General features: G+C 41.2%; 20 protein-coding genes and 1 rRNA gene. 9 read left to right on the top strand and 12 right to left on the bottom strand.

Going from position 1 to position 16,196, the window contains the following annotated elements:
* Nucleotides 1–204, bottom strand: a 16S ribosomal RNA gene (locus LOR49_RS07500); the annotation flags it as partial.
* A 751-nt stretch (nucleotides 205–955) separates the two neighbouring features.
* Between LOR49_RS07500 and LOR49_RS07505 the strand changes: the two genes are divergently transcribed.
* Complete coding sequence (locus LOR49_RS07505) at nucleotides 956–1,312, top strand: YgzB family protein (RefSeq protein ID WP_240375759.1); 357 nt, start codon at nucleotides 956–958, stop codon at nucleotides 1,310–1,312.
* Nucleotides 1,313–1,403: 91 nt separating this feature from the next.
* Here the strand turns inward: LOR49_RS07505 and perR are convergent, their stop codons facing one another.
* The 3 genes from perR to bcp form a co-directional block, all read right to left on the bottom strand.
* Nucleotides 1,404–1,841 carry a peroxide-responsive transcriptional repressor PerR gene (gene perR, locus LOR49_RS07510; RefSeq protein WP_240375760.1) on the bottom strand — a complete coding sequence of 146 codons (438 nt, stop codon included), beginning with the start codon at nucleotides 1,839–1,841 and terminating at the stop codon, nucleotides 1,404–1,406.
* Nucleotides 1,842–1,940: 99 nt separating this feature from the next.
* Nucleotides 1,941–2,240, bottom strand: a complete 300-nt coding sequence (locus tag LOR49_RS07515) for a cyclic-di-AMP receptor (RefSeq protein ID WP_240375762.1) — start codon at nucleotides 2,238–2,240, stop codon at nucleotides 1,941–1,943.
* A gap of 93 nt (nucleotides 2,241–2,333) precedes the next feature.
* Complete coding sequence (bcp, locus tag LOR49_RS07520) at nucleotides 2,334–2,810, bottom strand: thioredoxin-dependent thiol peroxidase (RefSeq protein WP_240375764.1); 477 nt, start codon at nucleotides 2,808–2,810, stop codon at nucleotides 2,334–2,336.
* 145 nt (nucleotides 2,811–2,955) lie between these two features.
* Here bcp and LOR49_RS07525 point away from each other — a divergent pair, with 145 nt between their 5' ends.
* Nucleotides 2,956–4,254: a glutamate-1-semialdehyde 2,1-aminomutase gene (locus LOR49_RS07525; protein ID WP_240375765.1), complete on the top strand. Its 1,299-nt coding sequence runs from the start codon at nucleotides 2,956–2,958 to the stop codon at nucleotides 4,252–4,254.
* A gap of 86 nt (nucleotides 4,255–4,340) precedes the next feature.
* Nucleotides 4,341–5,429, top strand: coding sequence for an FUSC family protein (locus LOR49_RS07530; protein ID WP_240375767.1), 1,089 nt, complete (start codon nucleotides 4,341–4,343; stop codon nucleotides 5,427–5,429).
* 43 nt (nucleotides 5,430–5,472) lie between these two features.
* Here LOR49_RS07530 and LOR49_RS07535 read toward each other — a convergent pair whose 3' ends face one another.
* Nucleotides 5,473–7,215: an ABC transporter ATP-binding protein gene (locus tag LOR49_RS07535; RefSeq protein WP_240375769.1), complete on the bottom strand. Its 1,743-nt coding sequence runs from the start codon at nucleotides 7,213–7,215 to the stop codon at nucleotides 5,473–5,475.
* Between the two features lie 247 nt (nucleotides 7,216–7,462).
* On the bottom strand, nucleotides 7,463–7,990 hold the full coding sequence (gene ntdP, locus LOR49_RS07540; protein ID WP_240375771.1) for a nucleoside tri-diphosphate phosphatase: 528 nt from the start codon (nucleotides 7,988–7,990) through the stop codon (nucleotides 7,463–7,465).
* Nucleotides 7,991–8,169: 179 nt separating this feature from the next.
* Here ntdP and LOR49_RS07545 point away from each other — a divergent pair, with 179 nt between their 5' ends.
* Nucleotides 8,170–8,331 carry a hypothetical protein gene (locus LOR49_RS07545; protein WP_240375773.1) on the top strand — a complete coding sequence of 54 codons (162 nt, stop codon included), beginning with the start codon at nucleotides 8,170–8,172 and terminating at the stop codon, nucleotides 8,329–8,331.
* Nucleotides 8,332–8,406: 75 nt separating this feature from the next.
* Here the strand turns inward: LOR49_RS07545 and LOR49_RS07550 are convergent, their stop codons facing one another.
* Nucleotides 8,407–8,574: a gamma-type small acid-soluble spore protein gene (locus LOR49_RS07550; RefSeq protein ID WP_240375775.1), complete on the bottom strand. Its 168-nt coding sequence runs from the start codon at nucleotides 8,572–8,574 to the stop codon at nucleotides 8,407–8,409.
* Nucleotides 8,575–8,647: 73 nt separating this feature from the next.
* Entirely contained in the window at nucleotides 8,648–9,397 is a 750-nt protein-coding gene (gene fabL / locus LOR49_RS07555) for an enoyl-[acyl-carrier-protein] reductase FabL (protein ID WP_240375777.1), read from the bottom strand.
* A gap of 90 nt (nucleotides 9,398–9,487) precedes the next feature.
* Between fabL and LOR49_RS07560 the strand changes: the two genes are divergently transcribed.
* Nucleotides 9,488–9,808 carry a hypothetical protein gene (locus tag LOR49_RS07560; RefSeq protein WP_240375779.1) on the top strand — a complete coding sequence of 107 codons (321 nt, stop codon included), beginning with the start codon at nucleotides 9,488–9,490 and terminating at the stop codon, nucleotides 9,806–9,808.
* Nucleotides 9,809–9,895: 87 nt separating this feature from the next.
* A complete protein-coding gene (locus tag LOR49_RS07565) occupies nucleotides 9,896–10,219 on the top strand; it encodes a hypothetical protein (RefSeq protein WP_240375780.1) in 324 nt (107 codons plus the stop codon).
* Between the two features lie 10 nt (nucleotides 10,220–10,229).
* Here the strand turns inward: LOR49_RS07565 and LOR49_RS07570 are convergent, their stop codons facing one another.
* The gene (locus LOR49_RS07570; protein WP_240375781.1) at nucleotides 10,230–10,988 is read right to left on the bottom strand and encodes an SDR family NAD(P)-dependent oxidoreductase; all 759 of its coding nucleotides are present in this window, start codon (nucleotides 10,986–10,988) and stop codon (nucleotides 10,230–10,232) included.
* 2 nt (nucleotides 10,989–10,990) lie between these two features.
* Nucleotides 10,991–12,076 (bottom strand): A/G-specific adenine glycosylase, encoded by a 1,086-nt coding sequence (gene mutY / locus LOR49_RS07575; protein ID WP_240375782.1) that lies wholly within the window; start codon nucleotides 12,074–12,076, stop codon nucleotides 10,991–10,993.
* 157 nt (nucleotides 12,077–12,233) lie between these two features.
* Between mutY and LOR49_RS07580 the strand changes: the two genes are divergently transcribed.
* A complete protein-coding gene (locus LOR49_RS07580) occupies nucleotides 12,234–13,232 on the top strand; it encodes a metal-dependent hydrolase (protein WP_240375783.1) in 999 nt (332 codons plus the stop codon).
* A gap of 27 nt (nucleotides 13,233–13,259) precedes the next feature.
* On the opposite strand, the gene LOR49_RS07585 is transcribed toward LOR49_RS07580, so the two are convergent.
* Together LOR49_RS07585 and LOR49_RS07590 are read right to left on the bottom strand one after the other, a co-directional pair.
* Nucleotides 13,260–13,562, bottom strand: coding sequence for a YfhH family protein (locus tag LOR49_RS07585; protein ID WP_420830416.1), 303 nt, complete (start codon nucleotides 13,560–13,562; stop codon nucleotides 13,260–13,262).
* Complete coding sequence (locus LOR49_RS07590) at nucleotides 13,546–14,373, bottom strand: RecX family transcriptional regulator (RefSeq protein ID WP_240375785.1); 828 nt, start codon at nucleotides 14,371–14,373, stop codon at nucleotides 13,546–13,548. Before LOR49_RS07590 ends, LOR49_RS07585 begins: the two co-directional genes overlap by 17 nt.
* Nucleotides 14,374–14,461: 88 nt before the next feature.
* Here LOR49_RS07590 and LOR49_RS07595 point away from each other — a divergent pair, with 88 nt between their 5' ends.
* Together LOR49_RS07595 and ectA are read left to right on the top strand one after the other, a co-directional pair.
* The gene (locus tag LOR49_RS07595) at nucleotides 14,462–15,382 is read left to right on the top strand and encodes a TIGR01777 family oxidoreductase (RefSeq protein ID WP_240375786.1); all 921 of its coding nucleotides are present in this window, start codon (nucleotides 14,462–14,464) and stop codon (nucleotides 15,380–15,382) included.
* Nucleotides 15,383–15,670: 288 nt separating this feature from the next.
* Nucleotides 15,671–16,192: a diaminobutyrate acetyltransferase gene (ectA, locus tag LOR49_RS07600; RefSeq protein WP_240375787.1), complete on the top strand. Its 522-nt coding sequence runs from the start codon at nucleotides 15,671–15,673 to the stop codon at nucleotides 16,190–16,192.
* The last annotated feature ends 4 nt before the right edge of the window (nucleotides 16,193–16,196 follow it).

A 16,196-nucleotide genomic window follows, 5' to 3' on the forward strand; every position in this document is an offset into this window, starting at 1 on the left:
AATCTTGCCGATTATCGGGTATTAGCCCCGGTTTCCCGGAGTTATCCCCGTCTCTAAGGCAGGTTGCCCACGTGTTACTCACCCGTCCGCCGCTCGTTCCACAGGCATCACCCCGAAGGGATCTGCCTGCTTCCCGCGCTCGACTTGCATGTATTAGGCACGCCGCCAGCGTTCGTCCTGAGCCAGGATCAAACTCTCCATGAAAGTTTGTGCTGCACTGTGTGCAAAATTCAGATCCGTCACTCACGTGACATACCGAATTCCTAACTCTAATTTGTTTCTATTAAAAGAAATTAACAGACGCTTGACTTTCATTCAATTTTCAAAGGACAACCCGTCGCTTGTTTTGGCGACTTTTACATTATATCGACTTCCGTCGAATAAGTCAATACTTTTTTAAAAATTATTTTCAAGTGTGTTTTTGCTTCGCTTGCCGCCGCGTTAACAGCGACAATGAATAATATATCACCAACAGAAATAAGAGTCAACACTTATTAATAAAATAATTTATATAGACAAGTATCTTCTATATATTATATACCATAATACTATTTGGATGGGGCAATACTTAACTAAACTTAACTCATTTAATATGTATGTCTAAACTCACGAGTGAAATGAGCATCAAACAGCGATCCCAGCGTGCGTCGGGTCAGATACGGAACTTCTGAATAAAAATGTGTACGTTCTGCGCGTGAGTTATTCGGCGCAAAATTAGTAAAGAAGCAAAAGTGAGAACGAGCGTAAATGAAGTTTCGAATTGATGTCACACTCGTGTCCCGTTTGTAAATGAGCCTGTCCGCCTATAGCGCTTGGAAGTGGTTGCAAATGATTTACAAAAATAGGCTAAAGTATAGATCTAGCGTTCATAACTATGTTGGGCGCATTCATTTAATATGGACAAGTATGATTTCAGCCGCTGCTATGCTATAATATTTTTCCAGGAGGTTATAGTATGGCAGCTAAAGCATCTAGTAAAATAAATCGTATCAGAACATTCGCTTTATCTCTTGTATTCATTGGTATCTTCATTATGTATATTGGCATCTTTTTTAAATCTTCACCTATTATAATGACCATATCCATGTTACTTGGTTTTATTTTTGTGATAGCAAGCAGTGTTGTTTATTTTTGGATCGGCATGGTTTCTACGAACACAGTACAGGTAGAATGCCCCACCTGCAAAAAAGTCACAAAAATTCTTGGCCGGGTAGACGTTTGTATGTACTGCAACGAACCACTCACTCTTGACCCGAAACTTGAAGGTAAAGAACTTGACCCCAAATACAATCGAAAAAACTTTAATCATTAAGATCAACGAAAAATAAAAAGACTGTCCTACCGCATCAGAACCGGGACAGTCTTTTTTTAAATTTCTCACCCAAAAACGTTAAGCCGTATTTTTAGTGTGGCATAGAACCATTGCACTCGGGACACGTACCGTATACTTCCATTCGGTGGCTGTTCACTTGAAAACCTGTAACATGCTTTGCTAAAGCTTCTACTTCATTTAACCCCGGGTAATGAAAATCCACGATTTTACCACATTCAGAACATATCACGTGATAATGATCTGTAGTTACACAATCAAATCGGCTCGATGCGTCTCCATAGGTAAGCTCTTTTACAATGCCAACCTCCTTGAACACACGAAGGTTATTATAAACCGTCGCAACGCTCATATTAGGGAATTTACCTTCTAAGGCCTTATATATTTCGTCTGCCGTCGGATGACTCATTGAATTATACAAGTATTCCAATATGGCATGACGTTGCGGAGTCATGCGAACCTTCGTGCTTTTCAAAGCATCAATTGCTTCCTGAAGTCGTTCGTTCGCCATCGTCATGCACCCCTCTCCTAGTAAAACAATTATTACATTGTAATTCTTACAATTAATTTTACTGGTAGTTACAAGGGTTGTCAACAAAAGTCACTGCCCTTATTTTGTCAGTTCGGAAAGGTATAGTGCTTCATGCATGTTTAAAACAAAAGCAGTGTAGCGGTTTGTTGTCTCAGCCCGTTTTCCTTTAACCTGTTCATAGGATATGCATGTTTCCTTCAAATCTTTCTTCAACTGGTCAATTTGCTCATCTTCAATTCCAAATAAAAATGTTGTATTTCCTCTTTTTAAAAACCCTCCGCTGCTTGATAATTCTGTCATTCGATATCCCTTGCTTTCCATCCGACTTTCTAATTCCGCTGTGTAAAAATTGTTTACGATACAGACCATTAACTTCATTTTTACTATCCTCCCACTTCCCTTTTACTATCTCTCACCCTTATTAGATACGAGAAAAATCTCAGAACAGCTGATTCATTATTTGATTCTCGCCTATTTTGTTATGATACACTCTTGTATATAATCACTGACTTCTCTTACGTGATTTGGTACTTTTACATTGCGCCACTCTTTTACAATCGTTCCATCCTTATCAATGATAAAAGTAGAGCGAACGATCCCCATGTATTCCTTACCAAAATTCTTCTTCAACTGCCATACACCATAAGCCTTGGCAACTTGTTTTTCTTCGTCAGCCAAAAGTAAAAAAGGAATGTCATGCTTCTCAATAAATTTCAGATGTTTTTCAATAGGATCGGGGCTGATACCTAATACTACTGTATTATTTTTCTCGAAGTTTTGGCTGTAGTCTCGAAAATCGCAAGCTTCTATTGTACACCCTGGCGTCATGTCTTTTGGGTAAAAATAAAGAACTACATTTTTTCCTTTATAATCCGACAGACTGATTTTCTCTCCATTGCTTGCCGGTAATGTGAAGTCTGGAGCTGTTTCTCCCTGATTTGCTGTCATAATAATCGTCCTCTCTATAAGACTTTAATCTATTGTTAGGGTACCTTTTTTCGTGAGTTTCAACAAACATCATGTTATTTAGCAACGGATGAAACGTACGTGATACAATAAACATTGGTGATTTTTTTGAAATGGAGGATGTCTTATGAAAACAACTCAATCTGAATACTTACATAAAGAAGCTTGCGAGCATATTGTAGGAGGTGTCAACAGCCCTTCACGCTCTTATAAAGGTGTGGGCGGCGGCATACCTGTATTTATGGAGAAAGGAGAAGGAGCCTACTTTTATGATGTAGATGGAAATCGTTATATCGATTATCTTGGTGCATACGGTCCTATCATCACAGGACACGCTCATCCTCATATCACTGCTGCGATTAAAAAGGCTGCAGAAAACGGGACTCTCTACGGAACACCAACAAAATTGGAAAACAAATTTGCGATGATGTTGAAAGATGCCGTTCCTTCACTAGAAAAAGTTCGATTTGTTAATTCAGGTACAGAAGCCGTTATGACAACCATTCGTGTAGCCAGAGCTTTTACCGGCCGCAACAAAATTATTAAATTTGCCGGCTGTTACCACGGCCATTCCGACCTCGTCCTCGTGGCGGCGGGCTCCGGTCCATCCACGCTAGGGTCACCTGATTCTGCCGGCGTTACCAAGAACATTGCGGAAGAGGTTATAACTGTTCCCTTTAATGATGCGGAGGCTTTTGAAAGGGCAATAGACAAATGGGGGGATGAGGTAGCTGCCGTACTAGTTGAGCCTATTGTCGGGAACTTTGGGATTGTTGAACCACAACCTGGATTCCTTGAAAAAGTGCATTCCCTTACTCACAATAAAGGCGCTTTGATCATTTATGATGAAGTAATAACCGCTTTTCGCTTCACGTATGGTAGTGCCCAACACTTGCTTGGGTTGACACCAGACATGACAGCAATGGGTAAAATCATCGGAGGCGGCCTTCCTATCGGGGCTTACGGAGGGCGTGCCGAAATCATGGAAAGTGTCGCCCCCCTCGGTCCAGCTTATTCAGCAGGAACGATGTCCGGAAATCCGGCATCTATTAGTGCCGGGATTGCTTGCTTAGAAGTTTTACAAGAAAAAGGCACTTATGAAAAACTAGATAATCTCGGTCAACAACTCGAAGATGGTTTACTAGAGTTAATTAATAATTATAGGATTCCCGCAACGGTGAATCGCTTAAAAGGTGCACTAACTTTGTTTTTTACGGAAAGAAAAGTTACAAACTATGAAGAAGCACAGGAGAGTGATGGTGAGTTATTTGCAACATTCTTCAAGAAAATGCTTCACAGAAAAATAAACCTTGCCCCTTCTAAATACGAAGCCTGGTTTATTACAACGGCCCACCAAGAGTCTGATATTGTTGACACTTTAACAGCCGCTGAACAATCGTTTAAAGAAATCCAAAAAGAGATATGATATAGGTGGGCGTTTAAGAAATAATGAATTGTCTTTAAATACCCTGTCGGCAATACCGATTGGAAAGAAAGGATTCGTCGCTTCCTATGAAATTAGGGGCTAGAATTTTAAAAACAGGATTAGCGATTGTGCTAGCAATGTATATCGCTTCTTGGACAGGTATTCAGCCGTCTTTTTATGCAGCCATTGCAGCGACATTTGCCATTCAGCCATCTATATTTAAATCTTTCCAGACTATCCTGGAACAAGCACAAGCCAATGTAATCGGAGCAGCGATCGCGATTTTGTTTGCAGTTACTTTTGGGCACGAGCCGTTTGTTATCGGCACAGCAGTCATGTTTGCGATTGCAGTTATTTTGAAATTAAAGCTTGAACAATCAGCCATTTCACTTGCTCTTGTCACGATCATCATTATTATGGGCAATCCACAGGACGGTTTCTTTCTATATGCTTTTGAAAGATTTTCACTAATTATGCTCGGAGTACTTGCTGCTTTCGTTGTCAACTTAGTTTTTCTTCCGCCAAAACATGAAACGAGATTATATTTCAAAACTGCCGGCTTGACGGAAGATGTCATTCGCTGGATACGCCTGCTCACAAGACATGAAGTGAATCAACAGTCCCTCAAACAAGAGATTCCGCTATTAAATGAAGCCCTAATTAAATTAGATAACTATTACCTTCTATATAAAGAGGAAAGAAATTATTTCCGACGAACGAAACTTGCAAAGGCTCGGAAGACCGTCTTATTTAAACAGATGATTCTAGTTCTGCGTAAAGCCTTTTTGATTTTAAAAACGTTGGATCGCTATGAAAATGAACTGCAGCTTATGCCAGACCAAATACAGAAACTAATACAACAGCAACTTCATCATTTAACTGATTACCACGATCGGATTTTACTTCGGTATATCGGCAAAGTAAATATCCAATTAACAGAGGATATGGCTGAAGAGGTCGATGAAGGGAGAGAGTCACTAACCGATTTATTTATGGATTTATACGACAACTATGAAATCAGTCGTGAGCAATGGTTACGTGTTCTTCCCATCATTTCCCACATCATTGAGTATAATGAACAGCTTGAGCACTTGGACTTGCTCGTGGAAAGCTTCTTTCGTTACCACAAAGATGATAATACCGTTGAGATTGAACCGGAAGCAAGAAACGAGTAGAGGCGTTCCCCCGTAATCGGGAACGCCTCTTTCTTTACATCCATTATACATATTGAACCTCAAACAGTTTCTTATAAGGTCCTTCCTTATTCATTAGTTCGTGATGGTTTCCTACTTCCGCGATCCTTCCATTTTCCACAACTACGATTCTATCCGCATGCGTGATGGTAGAAAGGCGATGAGCGACGATGAAAGTTGTTCTGTCCTCCGCTAATAGTTCCATCGCTTCCTGAATAAGATGCTCACTTTCTAAGTCGAGCGCTGACGTAGCTTCATCAAAAATCAGGATTGGAGGATTTTTAAGGAATACTCGCGCGATTGCAATCCGTTGCTTTTGTCCGCCGGATAGTTTTACCCCTCTCTCACCTACCGGAGTGTCGTACCCTTGGGGAAGTTCTTGTATAAAATGATCGGCATTGGCTGCTTTTGCCGCCTTCCTCACTTCCTCATCAGAAGCATATGGATTTCCCATTAATATGTTCATTTTAACGGAATCACTAAATAGTACATTGTCTTGCAGAACCATACCAATTTTATCCCGCAACGACCGCACTTGATATTCTTTAACATCCTTTCCGTCTAACTTTAAAACGCCAGAGGTCACATCGTAAAAGCGCGGAATAAGACTAACAAGTGTACTCTTCCCCCCGCCACTCATTCCTACAAGTGCAATCGTCTCTCCTGGCTTTACGGCTAAATCAATTCCTGCAAGAACTTCCGTACTATCTTCTTCATAAGAGAAACTAACGTTTTCAAAGTCAATGGCTCCTGATGTATGTTCGAGCTGTAACGCATTCTCTTTATCCTGAATGTCATATTTCTCATCAGCAAACTCAAAAACACGATCCATAGAGGCAATAGACTGCGTTAAAGTGGTCGAGGAATTGACCAACCTTCTAAGCGGGTTATACAAACGCTCCATGTAGGAAACAAATGCCACCATGGCCCCAATTTCCAGACCGGATGTTAATACAAAATAACCAGCTGTCAAGATAACGATCAACGGTGCAATATCTGTAATCGTATTAACAACGGCAAATGTTTTAGCATTCCACTTTGAATGGTCAATCGCTCTATCTAGAAAATGATGATTCCGTTTATCAAATTGCTGCTGTTCATAATCCTCCAAAGCAAAACTTCGGATCACGTTCATTCCTTGTACTCGTTCATGCAGATGACCTTGTACCTCAGCAAGTGCTTGAGACCGTACCGCAGTGAGGTGGCGAAGTCTGGAATAAAAATATTTAATAGAAAAGATGTATAAAGGAAACAGCGTTAACGCCACCACTGTGAGCCAGACATTCATACTTAACATGATACCAATAGCTATTAATATCGTTATCATGTCAAGCCATATATTCATTAAACCTGTAATGACAAAACTTTTTGTTTGTTCTACGTCATTTATTACCCGCGAGATGATTTCTCCCGCTTTCCGGTTCGAATAAAAACGCAGACTTAATTTCTGAATATGCGCAAACAAATTGTCACGAATATCGTACAGGATTTTGCTGGCGGTCCATTGAGCATAATACTGACGGTAATACTCTATTGGTGGTCGTAGAACGAGAAACAGAACAATAGCTCCTCCAACAATCCACAGCAAAGTATTTATTTTCTCTTGTTCTCCCATTCCCTCTGCCAAAATAATATCGTCAATGACATGAGCGAGAATTAAAGGGGTTAAAAGCGGAATACCGAACTTCAAAATACCGATACCAATCGTAAAAAATATTATCTTTTTATAAGGACTGACGAATTGGAGATACCTTTTAATACTTTCCATCTTTCACCTCTATCGTACAAAAAACAGTGTTACTCGGGCCAACAGAATGTTGGTCACAAAGGCGTTGCCACAGGACGTGGTGATCTTAGCCTTTGTTCCATCGTCTCGGTCCAGGATTTTCGGACTCGTGCTGTTCCCGTTGGCGTCGCCGCCTTCCGTTACGCATTTACAATTTTATACTAAACAAAAATTCTGTATGATCGTTCGTATTTATGATAATTAATCACTTATGAAATCGATTCAGTTATTAACGGAAAAACAAAAAACGTTCATACCACTTCTCAACAAAGTACGGAGAAAAAGGCCCTTTCCGTTGAAAAATCCAACTTTGAAGTTCTTGGACGGATTCTTTGATCTTATGATCAATTTCTCTCGGATAGTTCATTTCTTCCTTATGTTGCTCGTATTCATCTTCATCAAGCAGTTGATACGTCATATCGGGATATACTTTTATGTCAAGGTCATAATCAATATATTTTAAAGCTTCTTCATCCCAAACAAATGGTGTACCTAAATTGCAATAATAGTGAATGCCGTCTGCGCGAACCATGCCTATTACATTGAACCATTTATTTCTATTAAAATAACAGACAGCCGGCTCTCTTGTACGCCACGCACGGCCGTCCGATTCATGAACTAATATACGATCGTTTCCACAGATAATTTCCTTTGAAGTACCTTGTAAAATCAGGGTCTCCTCCCAGACACGGTGAAGGGTCCCATTATGTTTGTAACTATGAATTTCAATCTCTCTTCCATTCTCGGGGAAATCCATGCCCTTCTCCTTCCTATCTTCCTAATCTGTCTATTGATTTATTATACAGCTTGTATTCGGTAAAGAAAACTGACTCACCTTATTAAGTCAGTTTCTTAAAAGAAGGACACGTTATGTTTATTCTATGTAGGTCGTGGGAATCTGAACTGATAAATCAAGATTTAGAGGAGGACGATTTTATGCCAGGAAGAACTCCCGATCACGAATATGAAGAGCGGCATATTGACAAAAAGGAAGACAAATCTCATGTTGCCTCAACATTTATAAAATACTTGGCATATGTTATTATCTTTTTTGGATTTTTATGGTTTTTAGTGGAGTATGTATTTCCGAGGTTTTAAACATGCAGTATTCATCGAGCGTTAAAAAAGCTCTTTGAAAGGCGACCCCTTCCAAAGAGCTTTTTTTAATCCCGATTACTGCTGTGACTTTTTTTGTTGTGCTTTTTGGTTTTGTTTTCTTACTTCTTGCGCATCAGTTTCGCTGGCAAATTCCTCAGTTCCTTGTCCTTGCTCAGCTGCCTGGTTCTGCTGACGCACTTTCTTTACATTTGTTTTTGAAGCTTCGTTTTGTCCTTTAGCCATTATCATCACCTCCACATCCCTTAATCTCCCCTTGAAGAGAGAAAATATCCATGTGAAAGTAGAAAAAATTCGTTTACGTAAGCAGTGAAATACCGCCGTCTACCACAAGGGTCTGTCCTCGGATCATTGTTGCTTCTTCGGAGAGCAAGAACATAACAGCGTTCGCCAAGTCTTCTTTATCAACCATTCTCCCCGCCGGTGTCCTTTGTTTCGCCTCTTCTAAGAGCTGTTCACGATTAGGGAAATGAGTAAGTGCCGCTGTATCGACCGCTCCGCCCGAAACTGCATTTACGATAATGTTCCTATCCGCAAGCTCTACCGCTAAATATCTTGTCAGAGCCTCAACCGCCGCCTTGGAAACACCGACAGCCGTGTAGTTTGGTAAATATCGCTGTGAGCCGAGTGAACTAAGGCTGATTATTTTACCTTCATTATGTACCTCCATAAGTTTCACTGCTTCCTGTGCACAAAATAACAGAGCTTTACTGTTAATATCCATTGTCCAGTCCCAATGACTCTCTTCCAACTCCAAAGCCGGGCGTAATACTCCAGAAGCCGCGTTGTTAATTAAAACATCGAGACGGCCAAATTCTTCTCTTATAGCAGCAAACATTTCAGTTATTTTTTCTTTTTTTCCAACGTTTGCCTTTAAAACGAGCGCTTTTACTCCATATTCCTCAATAACGGATGCTGTCTCCAATGCAGCACTTTTGCTTCGAGCGTAGTTCACTGCAATATTGTACCCGTTTTTCGCTAACTTTATGGCAATCTCCCTGCCAATTCCCCTACTGCCACCTGTTACTAAAGCCACTTTGTTGTCCATTCGTTTTCCTCCTGTTCAAAATAAAGTTCGTGTAAATTTGCTTCGTTGCGGGTATATGTCTTTGAAATCTAAAAAAGGAGAGATCTCATTATGGAGAGAACTACTTATTACGTACAGCTGCACCCAACGTTGACGAGAATCTCTAGTGTGAAACCTGACGATAACACAATTCAGTATACGATCAAAGCAACGCCTGCTGAGAAATTAGAATTAGAAAAACGGCTGGATGCAGCTGAGCATGAGGATGTCACCCCTTCGCTTGTCTTAGAACGCGTGCATGATGAACCTAAAGAAGATCGTGCAAAATCAGAATTAAATGTGGAGACAAAAAAACTGTTCGAGAAAATATATGAACTCGGCACACCGGAAACAAAAAGATTTTTCCAGCAGCAAGGAATTATTTCCACCTAGTAAGCCGTCTCTCCCGAAGAGACGGCTTACTGTATAAAAAAGCTTCTCCTGCACACATTAACGGCATGAAGAGGAGGAGATTTTACTATGGAAAAAAAGAAGTATTATGTGAACTTACATCCAGTCAGCATGGATGATGTCAGCCCAGTACGAATTCCTGACAGCACAATTATTCAATATGAAATCGAAGTAACGCCTGATGAACTGTCAGAAATTCAAACACTTTTAAAAGAAGCTCGCGCTCATGACTTGGAAGCTCATAATTTGTTCACGTTCGAACACTTTGATGAGAATGAGACCATTGAAGATTTGAACGAATTCCAACACGGACTCGATAAAGTTTTTCAAAAGATTTATGAGTTCGGAACTCCTGTAACAAAAGAACAGCTCGAACAAATGAACAGAACATAGCACTTTTCCTTTACATGTTCATTTTTGCTTGTCCGCCGTCCACATTTATACAAGCCCCCGTTACCCAAGATGCCTTGTTAGACGCTAAAAATACGACAACATTCGCGACTTCCTCCACCTTGCCAAATCTACCGCCCGGGATCTCACGGCGGACAAATGCTTGAATTCGTTCCGGATCTTCTTCAAGACGTTTTTGCCAGTTACCTTCTGGATGTAATATTGCCCCGGGAGCAACTGAATTCACTCGTACCCCATCAGAAAAAGCTTCATTTGCGAGTGCCTTCGTAAAACTAATCATTGCAGCCTTCGCATTATTATATGTCGCTTTGCCTCCCGATTCGCGGCCGTAGATCGAAGAAATGTTCACAATACTCCCCGATTGTTGTTTCTTCATGAAAGGGAATGCCAATTTGCTAAAATGCACCGCGGAAAAATAATTAAGGTGCATCGCTTCTTCAAATTCTTGTAAGGACGTCTCAGATATCAACCCTCCATTACTGCCGCCAACGTTATTAATTAGTACATCAATCGATCCGGCTTTTTCTTGGTACGCTTGAAAAGCAGCTTCCCGATCAGCAGCATGTAAGAGATCCGCCTGTATCGTGTGTACTTGTTTTAATTCTTTTTTTGCTTCTTGGAGACTTTCTTTCGAACGAGCAATTACAGTGACTTCAGCTCCCTCTTCCAGAAAGGCGCTGGCAATGCCTTTTCCTATCCCGCGAGACCCTCCTGTGATTAGCACATTTTTATTTTGCAGCCCTAAATCCATACTTACCCCTCTCTCTGTATCTGTCTATGTAGAATTTTTTGATGAGAAACCGGAAAGGTGTGCCGCTCAGCTTCATGTAAATATAGCCATTCCCCTTTAGAGTGCAACTGTTCTTCTTCTAGAAGCCTCGCTTCATATACAGTAATATTCCATACTAAATGAGAAAATATATGTTCTACATGCTGCAGTGGTTTAATAATAGATGCTCTCAGGCCATAATCATGCTCTAAAAACGCTTCCAGCACTTCTTCACTTGTTTGACCGGCTGGTACTTCTAGATTTGGATATTCCCATAACCGCGCTAAAAGGCCAGTTTCTCCACGTTGATGAAACAGTGTTTGGCCATTGTTATTTTTCAAAATAACGGCAGCCATCTTTTTCACGGCCGGTGCTTTTTTTTTCGCCTTTACTGGCAAGTTCTCTTGCACCCCTTCTTCACGCGCCCGGCAATGCATTTGAACAGGACATAGCAGGCAGCCTGGAGACCTCGGTGTACAAATCAATGCTCCTAGTTCCATAACCGCCTGGTTAAACTCTGATGGCTGGACGCCCTCTAGAAATAAGGTTAATGTTTGCTCAAAGCTTTTACGTGTTTTCGGCTTGCTAATATCATCTGTGACAAGCAGAATACGCGAAAACACTCTCATCACATTACCGTCAACCGCCGGTTCGCGCTTTTCAAATGCAATACTCAAAACTGCACCTGCTGTATAGGGTCCCACCCCTTTTAAGGCAGCAAACTCCTTTTTAGAAGATGGAACCTTGCCACCATACCCAGCCGCTACTTCTTTCACCGCTGTGTGCAAATTACGCGCCCGCGAATAATATCCCAGTCCTTCCCAGGCTTTTAGTACTTTATCTTCATCAGCAGCAGCAAGTGCATGTAGAGTTGGAAACAGTTCCATAAAACGTTTATAATATGGTATCACTGTCTCTACTTTTGTTTGCTGCAACATGACCTCGGAGACCCACACGCGGTAGGGATCTTGGTTTTCCCTCCACGGCAGATCTCGTTTATTTTCGTTATACCATTGTATTAAGTTTTGTTGAAAGCCCGGAATATCAAGATGATTAACGTCTATATGCATCGTTACCAGCTCCGTCTGTCATAGTTATCAATGGAACGAGGATTGTTCCAAAATAATGAACAATTTCATACAACCCTTCTCCCCCCTTTTGATAGGCTATATAATCGGGTATAACTATATCAGTAGAAAGATAACCGGCAGGAAGGAGGACTTCATCATGGATACCGCCACCCATGTCGTAATGGGGATCGGTCTCGGAGGTTTAGCGATGCTGGATCCTGTCGTCTCTGAAAGCCCAGCGGCGATGCAGACCGTGATGGCTGCGGTAATAGTCGGCTCGCAAGCCCCAGATTTCGATACCATTCTAAAATTAAAAAACAATGCTGTCTATATACGATATCACCGCGGGCCTACTCATTCGATTCCGGCCGTCCTTATTTGGCCGCTTGTCGTAGCCTCTGGTATCTACTTTTTTTCTCCGAACATATCTTTTTTACACTTGTGGCTGTGGACTTTTTTGGCGGTATTTATACATGTGTTTGTGGATATCTTTAATGCGTACGGTACTCAAGCACTCTCTCCATTTACAAAGCGATGGATCGCATTTGGGGTAATTAATATATTTGATCCATTAATCTTTTTGGCTCATTTACTCGCCATCCTTGCATGGAGATACGGGGCTCCACCCGGGCAAACATTTCTTTTCTTGTACACCTGTTTGTTATTTTATTATATATGGAGATGCCGGGCACGTAATCGTGTCGTTAGAAATGCTGCTCGACTGCATCCGGGGGCAACCCACGTCTTTATATCACCAACCTATAATTGGGATAAATGGCACGTTGTCATTCGTACCCCAAAGCAGCTTCATGTAACGGAATCTCGAAATGAGAAAATCCGTTATTTTGAGAGTTATCCGTTTGAGCCGATCCCTGGAGATCGTATTATCCAGGCAGCTAAAAAAGATCGAAACTTAGCAGCTTTCCTTTCCTTCTCACCTACGTACCGCTGGCTCATTCACGAGCGCGATAGTGGGTACGAAGTGAAGTTCATCGATCTCCGTTACCGAAGCAAGGGGTATTATCCTTTTGTCGCAGTAGTGCGGCTAGATCAATCCCTCTCTATTACTACTTCATATACGGGCTGGATTTACAGTGACGAAACATTAGAAAAGAAGCTGAAGCAGGGAGAAAAACTATACAGAAAACAAACTTGATGTGTAGTTTTTCTCCAGTTATTTCCATTACTCTAACAGCGAAATTGGTATGGCTTCTTCTTCATTGGAACCCTCACGATACCCCCAAGCGAACACTCCGTTTATAAATTTAATAAAAAAGGTTCCCCCATCCCGCTTGATGTTATAGCGTTGGCCGGACATGAAATCATCAGGATCTAACATATACGCTTCTGCCATCACTCGTTTTCTTTCATACACAGCAAACTCACTAACCATTCCCATTTGCTCCGCCTTTTTTGCCTTTTCGTTCAAATGAGCGATCTCATTTCTTAATTCAAGCGCTGTCATTTGGCTATATCTTTTCTCCATTTTCATCTTGCTCCCTTTCACGTAAATAGTTTTCAATCAAGGATAGTGAGAACCCTTTTCGGTATAAAGTCTCTTTTACCTTTCTCTCTAACTGTGTACTGGTGTATTTTTTCTTCCATTTATTAAAAGCTTTTTCTCCTTGGGAAGCGACAGCCACTTTCTCTTCTTCCTCTGACACCTCTATTTCCGCTCTCGGCCAAGCTTCTTGTACGACATCATGAGAGTAACCTTTTCTGATTAATGTTTGTGTCAGACGGTTTTTAAACGCTATGTTTGATTCATTTTTTTTCTGTTTCCCCTTTTTTTGTAAAATAGCAACAGCTGCAGCTACTTGTTTGTCTAATGTAAACTGCGAAATGGCTTGGTCTATATAGGATGCTGGCACGCCTTTCTCCTCTAGTTCTTTTTGTATAACAACAGGCCCCTTATTTACTGCCGCTATTTTACTCCGTACAAAGGCATTGGCATACTCCTTGTCATCAAGGTAACCGTAAGATTTTGCCCGCTCCACAGCCGCTAAAACCGCCTCGTTGGTGTAATCTTTTTTGTGCAGATATTGTTTAATTTCATATTCTGTTTTCATTGTCTTCGTTATATATTGAATCGTGGCTTCCCAGGCTTTTCTTTCGTTATCTGCACGAAGAATGTGCTCGATATCACAGTCTGTCAATTCCATTCCTTTTTGCAGCTGCCATTCAACCAGAATACTTTCATCTACGCTAAAGGCGTATTCTTCTATATCTTTAACGTACGTATAGATATTATAGCGTCCGCTGCTTTTCTTCTGGGTAGTAATTTTAGATATGATCATTTTTTCACCTCATCAGGTTTACCCACCTATTCATAAAGGGTAATGAACAGGTGGGAGCTTTTTCAGGCAGCAAAGGAGTGGGTTAGGTGTGAACATAGCAATAACAGGGGGGACAGGCTTGGTTGGCTCTGCTCTCACAGGATATTTTACTGCAAAAGGACATCACCTTTTTATTTTAACAAGAAACACAGCGAACAAACAGGATAAGGAAAATATCACCTTTGTAGAATGGCTTCAGGATGAGAGCGTTCCTGAACAAAAGCTCACGAACATAGATGTTTTTATCAATCTGGCTGGTGCTTCTCTTAACAGCCGCTGGACAAAACGTCGCAAAAAACTGATCCTCGAAAGTCGAACCAACGCGACGCGAGAAGTGATTCGTATTATTGGTGAGCTATCTTATAAACCGAAAGTACTTATCAATGCATCTGCTGTCGGCTATTATGGTGTGTCTAAACGAGCTGTGTTCACTGAAAGCTCTCCGTCGGAGAATAAAGATTTTCTGCAATCGGTATGTGAAGCTTGGGAAACCGAGGCAGCTGCTGCTGAGTCAGCAGGTGTTCGAACTGTCTACGCACGTTTTGGTTTAATCCTTGATAACAAAGAGGGGGCTCTGCCGTCGATACTGCTCCCTTACAAACTGTTTGCCGGCGGCCGGATCGGTTCAGGCGAACAATGGTATTCTTGGGTTCACTTACGGGATGTGGTTGAATTGATTAATTTTGCAATCTTTTGTGACCAAGTAAAAGGAGCACTTAATGTAACAGCACCTTGTCCAGAAAAAATGAAGAACTTTGGAAAAACACTGGCAAAAACAATAAACCGGCCGCACTGGCTGCCGGTGCCGGCATATTTCGTTCATCGATTGTTCGGAGAAATGAGCACTCTGATCACGGAAGGTCAAAAAGTTATTCCAAGAAAGGCATTATCGTTAGGATACCACTTTTCCTACCCGGAGCTTGATGAAGCTTTCGCTGATTTACTGGAAAACACCGACGATACAGCATAATCAAACAATGCGAACGACTCTCTGATCACAGTTTTTTTCCAGAAAACGGTGCATAGCGTATTATACGTCAGCATTCTATAAGCGCGGCAAGCATCACCGGGGGCTATCCTAACTAAACCTAATTAATCACAAATAATCCTCATCAAGCGCATTTGAACTTTTTTACCGCACCCCCTATTATTAATAACATGACTGACAGAAAAAATTGTAACTACCGAATTTTTAAAAATGTGTGAGGAGGAATACACAATTAAGGTCCCTACTAATCAAAGCGAAGGTGATAAAAATATGAGTACGAAAGACAATAAGGCTGCAAGTGTGAAAACACCATCTCTGACATTCGAGAAGCCAACTGCAGAAGATGGAGCTGCAATGTGGGAACTTGTTAAAAATTCCACTTTGGATTTAAATTCATCGTATAAATATATTATGATGTGTGAATTCTTTGCAGAAACTTGCGTAGCTGCCAAAGAAGATGGAGAGCTTGTCGGCTTCGTAACAGGCTTTATCCTTCCTGAAAAACAAGATACAGTGTTCGTTTGGCAAGTAGGGGTTGACCCGTCACAGCGTGGCAAAGGCATGGGGTCCAAACTTCTGAATGCCTTAGTGGAACGAACTGCCAGTGCCGATGTGAGATATTTGGAAGCTACTGTCACACCTTCCAATGCAGCTTCTCAGGCTCTTTTTAAGAAGCTCGCCCGCACGTATGAAACCAATTGTGAGGTTTCCGAATGTTTCGCAGAAGACTTGTTTCCAGGAGAAGGTCACGAAGCTGAATTGACCTTCCGTATCGGACCTTTTAAAAAATAATTTT

The sequence above is a fragment of the Bacillus piscicola genome (assembly GCF_022458745.1).
Lineage (GTDB): Bacteria > Bacillota > Bacilli > Bacillales > Marinococcaceae > Alteribacillus_A > Alteribacillus_A piscicola.

Bases quoted from the DNA above. Each gene is read 5' to 3' on its own strand.
- ectA (WP_240375787.1), top strand. From the start codon at position 15,671: ATGAGTACGAAAGACAATAAGGCTGCAAGTGTGAAAACACCATCTCTG.
- ntdP (WP_240375771.1), bottom strand. From the start codon at position 7,990: ATGGATTTCCCCGAGAATGGAAGAGAGATTGAAATTCATAGTTACAAA.
- perR (WP_240375760.1), bottom strand. From the start codon at position 1,841: ATGGCGAACGAACGACTTCAGGAAGCAATTGATGCTTTGAAAAGCACG.
- LOR49_RS07560 (WP_240375779.1), top strand. From the start codon at position 9,488: ATGGAGAGAACTACTTATTACGTACAGCTGCACCCAACGTTGACGAGA.
- LOR49_RS07535 (WP_240375769.1), bottom strand. From the start codon at position 7,215: ATGGAAAGTATTAAAAGGTATCTCCAATTCGTCAGTCCTTATAAAAAG.
- LOR49_RS07515 (WP_240375762.1), bottom strand. From the start codon at position 2,240: ATGAAGTTAATGGTCTGTATCGTAAACAATTTTTACACAGCGGAATTA.
- LOR49_RS07545 (WP_240375773.1), top strand. From the start codon at position 8,170: ATGCCAGGAAGAACTCCCGATCACGAATATGAAGAGCGGCATATTGAC.
- LOR49_RS07580 (WP_240375783.1), top strand. From the start codon at position 12,234: ATGGATACCGCCACCCATGTCGTAATGGGGATCGGTCTCGGAGGTTTA.
- mutY (WP_240375782.1), bottom strand. From the start codon at position 12,076: ATGCATATAGACGTTAATCATCTTGATATTCCGGGCTTTCAACAAAAC.
- LOR49_RS07570 (WP_240375781.1), bottom strand. From the start codon at position 10,988: ATGGATTTAGGGCTGCAAAATAAAAATGTGCTAATCACAGGAGGGTCT.
- LOR49_RS07590 (WP_240375785.1), bottom strand. From the start codon at position 14,373: ATGATCATATCTAAAATTACTACCCAGAAGAAAAGCAGCGGACGCTAT.
- LOR49_RS07505 (WP_240375759.1), top strand. From the start codon at position 956: ATGGCAGCTAAAGCATCTAGTAAAATAAATCGTATCAGAACATTCGCT.
- fabL (WP_240375777.1), bottom strand. From the start codon at position 9,397: ATGGACAACAAAGTGGCTTTAGTAACAGGTGGCAGTAGGGGAATTGGC.
- bcp (WP_240375764.1), bottom strand. From the start codon at position 2,810: ATGACAGCAAATCAGGGAGAAACAGCTCCAGACTTCACATTACCGGCA.
- LOR49_RS07565 (WP_240375780.1), top strand. From the start codon at position 9,896: ATGGAAAAAAAGAAGTATTATGTGAACTTACATCCAGTCAGCATGGAT.
- LOR49_RS07530 (WP_240375767.1), top strand. From the start codon at position 4,341: ATGAAATTAGGGGCTAGAATTTTAAAAACAGGATTAGCGATTGTGCTA.
- LOR49_RS07585 (WP_420830416.1), bottom strand. From the start codon at position 13,562: ATGGAGAAAAGATATAGCCAAATGACAGCGCTTGAATTAAGAAATGAG.
- LOR49_RS07550 (WP_240375775.1), bottom strand. From the start codon at position 8,574: ATGGCTAAAGGACAAAACGAAGCTTCAAAAACAAATGTAAAGAAAGTG.
- LOR49_RS07525 (WP_240375765.1), top strand. From the start codon at position 2,956: ATGAAAACAACTCAATCTGAATACTTACATAAAGAAGCTTGCGAGCAT.